The organism is Ferruginibacter sp., from assembly GCF_031430955.1.
Taxonomy (GTDB): domain Bacteria; phylum Bacteroidota; class Bacteroidia; order Chitinophagales; family Chitinophagaceae; genus Ferruginibacter.
In genome coordinates this window covers 1-1,703 of record NZ_JANPCM010000463.1, presented here as the reverse complement: position 1 = coordinate 1,703, position 1,703 = coordinate 1, and the positions used below count along the sequence as shown (strand labels likewise).

Here is a 1,703-nt window from a genome sequence, read left to right as displayed (position 1 = left end):
GCACTTACCAAAGATGGCGATTGGGTAGGCTTTTGTTATATAGAAGTTTGGAAAGGCGAGTACGTTGCCAACAGCGGTTTAATTGTTGCCCCCGAATACCGCAAGAGCGGTATTGCCAAACTAATTAAAAAAAGGGTTTTTGATTTAAGCAGGGAAAAATATCCTGATGCAAAAATTTTTGGATTAACCACCGGCCTTGCAGTAATGAAAATTAACAGTGAGCTGGGTTACGAACCGGTTACCTACAGCGAACTGACCGATGATGAAGAATTTTGGGCAGGCTGCAAAAGCTGCGTTAACTACGATATTTTAATGAGTAAGGAAAGAAAAAATTGTATGTGTACTGCCATGCTGTACGACCCAACAGATCATTACGAACCTGCCGAAACAAAACAATTTTTTGAAGAGAATAAAAATATTTTTGAAAGATTGATCCGTTTTAAACAATGGAAATTATTAAAACCATTTTTTGAAAAACAAACAGCGGGTGGTGGCAGTGGTGCTAAATCTTTATTAAGACATTTTTTACATTTTTGATTTTTTAAACTTTGATAAATGAATGAGAATATAAATAATAGTAATGGTTCCACTTCAGGAGATAAGGGAAAAAAAGTTGTTTTAGGTTTTAGCGGCGGCTTAGATACATCGTATTGTGTAAAATATTTAACCACGGAGTTGGGGTACGAAATTCATACAGTAACTGTAAACACCGGAGGATTTAGTGAAGACGATCTGCAGCAGATAGAAGCTCATGCTTATGCATTAGGCGCAAAAACACACACTGCTGTTGATGCCATTGAAAGTTATTACGACAGCATTATTAAGTATTTAATTTTTGGTAACTGTTTAAAAAATAATACCTACCCGTTAAGTGTAAGTGCCGAACGTTTAAGCCAGGCAATGCATATTGCAGAACATTCAAAAAATTTAAGCGCAGAAGCTGTAGTGCATGGCAGCACCGGCGCCGGTAACGACCAGGTGCGTTTTGATATGATCTTAAACATTGATAACCCCGGCATAGAAATAATTACTCCCATACGTGATATGCAATTGAGCAGGGAAGAAGAAATTACTTATTTAAAAAGTAAAGGTGTAGAAATGAATTTTGAAAAATCGATGTATTCTATTAACAAAGGTTTGTGGGGTACCAGCGTTGGTGGTAAAGAAACGTTGAACAGCAAAGGAATGTTGCCCGAAAGTGCATGGCCTACGCAGGTAACCAAAACTGGCAGCGAAGAAGTAAAATTGCATTTCGACAAAGGCGAATTAAAAAAAGTGAATGATGTTTCATTTGCTCATCCCACAAAAGCCATACAATTTTTGCAAACTATTGCCGGACCTTACGGTGTAGGCAGAGATATTCATGTTGGCGATACCATCATTGGTATAAAAGGACGTGTAGGTTTTGAAGCCGCTGCACCAATGGTAATTTTAAAAGCACACCATGCTTTGGAAAAACATGTGCTTACCAAATGGCAGCTCCAATGGAAAGATACCTTATCACAATTTTATGGTAACTGGATGCATGAGGGGCAGATACTGGATCCTGTTATGAGAGATATAGAAGCGTACCTGGAAAAAAGCCAGCGCAAAGTTACCGGTGATGTTTTTGTACAACTCAATCCTTATCATTTTCAAATTATTGGAATAGAAAGTGCGAACGATTTAATGAGTGCAAAGTTTGGTAAATATGGAGAGATGAA

2 protein-coding genes are annotated in these 1,703 nt (G+C 37.8%); both read left to right on the top strand.

Annotated elements, in window-relative coordinates; all coding sequences use genetic code 11:
• The coding region (locus tag ACY65O_RS12730) for a GNAT family N-acetyltransferase (RefSeq protein ID WP_462221236.1) at positions 1-537 on the top strand (537 nt) is incomplete at its 5' end.
• Positions 538-555: 18 nt separating this feature from the next.
• Positions 556-1,703 (top strand): argininosuccinate synthase (locus ACY65O_RS12725; protein ID WP_462221235.1); only part of this gene is annotated, 1,148 nt, incomplete at its 3' end.